We start from the raw sequence: 2,063 nt of genomic DNA, 5'->3' as shown, positions 1-2,063 counted from the left end.
AAATAATCCAATACTAAAAAATCATATTGCAAAAGGACACACCTACGCATAACCATAGCGTAGGTGTGTCCTTTTTTTGTTTAAGGAGGAAAAGTTATGGGGAAAACGTTATTTATTGCAGAAAAATCAAAAGTGGCCAATGAAATTATGAAATCGCCACGATTCCGTCACTCACAAAAGTACATTGGTAGCAAGCCTTATTATGGTTATTATGAAAATGATCATTATATTGTCAGTTGGTGCCGTGGACATTTGCTGGAACTAAAAAATCCGGAAGAGATGGATCCAGAGTATAAAATGTTTAAGTTAGAACATTTACCTTTAATTTATCAGCCAGCTTATAAAGTGATACAAGAAAATGCTGAACAATTACAAATCCTTGTTAAACTACTGCAACGTCCTGATGTTGACCATGCGGTGAACGTATGTGACGCGGACCGAGAGGGAGAGTTAATCTATAGGGAAGTGTACGAATATGCAGGTGTGAATAAAAAGCAATCTCGCGTATTTAAATCCTCTTTTGAAGCTGCAGAACTTGAAGCAGCTCTCAATCGATTAGAAAGCGCATCTAAATACGATGGACTGGCGTATTCTGCTAAAGCAAGGCAGTATCTGGATTATCTATTAGGGATGAATATAACCAGGGGATGTACCACAAAATTAGCGCAAAATAAATTCTTATTGTCATCTGGCCGTGTACAAATGTGTTTATTAAATGAGATACGCCAACGCGAATTAGCAATTGAAAACTATAGAGAGCAATCTTATTATCATCTGCAGCTAATAACAGATTTAGGACTTACACCGGTTATGAAAACAGAAGATCAAGTGTTAAACCCATCGCCATTAAGAAGTTTGGGAGAAAATTTGAAAGGGCAATATCTTGTAGTAGAAGAATTTAAAGAGGGAACCAGGAAGAAGAATCCTAAATTGCTATATAACTTAACAGATCTGTATAAAGATGCCCATGCGCAATTGCAAATTAATGCTGAAACTGCAAAAAAACATATTCAGAACTTGTATGAAGAAGGGTTTATTACATATCCTCGTTCATCTTCTAGGCATTTGCCTACAGAGCAAGTAGAGCGTGTAAAAGGTGTTATGCAGGCACTAGCTAAGAGTCAGTATTCTTTACTGGTACAATCCGTAGATATTGAAGCAATTGATGTGAAACATAAAACATTCAACGATGAGCTTGTATCAAGTCATTTTGCTATTATACCTACGACTAAACAATATCAAGAGGAAGGTCGTCCAGAGATTGAAAAACAACTATATAGCCTCGTAGTAAAACGTTTTGTAGGTAATTTCATGCGTCCTGCAGTATACCTGGTAAGAGAAGTATTACTTATTGACGCGATGGGAAATATCTATCAAACAAAAGAAAGTGTACTTCGAGAAAAAGGATTTCTAGAAGTGTTTCAAGAGGAAGTAGAGGAAGAAAGTGTGGAAGTATTTAAAATTCCTATTATGCAGAAAGGACAGGAACTTCAAATCTGCGATTTTGAATTACTGGAATCCAAAACAAAGAAACCTGCTCTACACACAGAAAGCTCCATTCTGACCTTTATGGAAACAGCAGGACGTAAAATAGACGATGAACATTTAAAGGAATTAATGAAGGGGAAAAGAATTGGAACCGTTGCAACCGAAGCAACCTTTATTCCAGCTTTACATGAGAAGAACTATATAGCGATTGAAAAAGGAAAAATTACTACGACTCCAATTGGCCGTGCCTTTATTGAACAATTTCCTGTTCAGCAAATTAAAGATCCACTATACACAGCTGAAATGGAAGGAATGATACACCGTATTGAAAAAAATGAAATGAGTTATGAGGACTTCATTGCCCAAACAAATACATTTGTACAAAAAATAACACAAGAGATTATAAGAATACCTGACACGGTTTCGCACAACCTAATAGAGACCTGGAAGCAACAAATAGAAGTCTGCCAATGTCCTTGTGGAAATGGAATAATTTTAGATAGAGGGAAATTTTTCGGGTGTAGCAATCATCCAAACTGTAACATTGGATTACCCAAAAGAATAAAAGAAAAAAC

At 36.2% G+C, this 2,063-nt stretch carries 1 protein-coding gene; it reads left to right on the top strand.

Annotation, left to right across the window (positions count from 1 at the left end):
- Nucleotides 1-96: 96 nt before the first annotated feature.
- Nucleotides 97-2,063 (top strand): DNA topoisomerase (locus tag FOT98_RS29565; protein WP_144291205.1); only part of this gene is annotated, 1,967 nt, incomplete at its 3' end.

Source organism: Bacillus sp. HY001 (genome assembly GCF_007558965.1).
GTDB lineage: Bacteria > Bacillota > Bacilli > Bacillales > Bacillaceae_G > Bacillus_A > Bacillus_A mobilis.
Note: the sequence above shows the minus strand (reverse complement) of the source record. Positions and strands in the feature narration are given on the sequence as shown.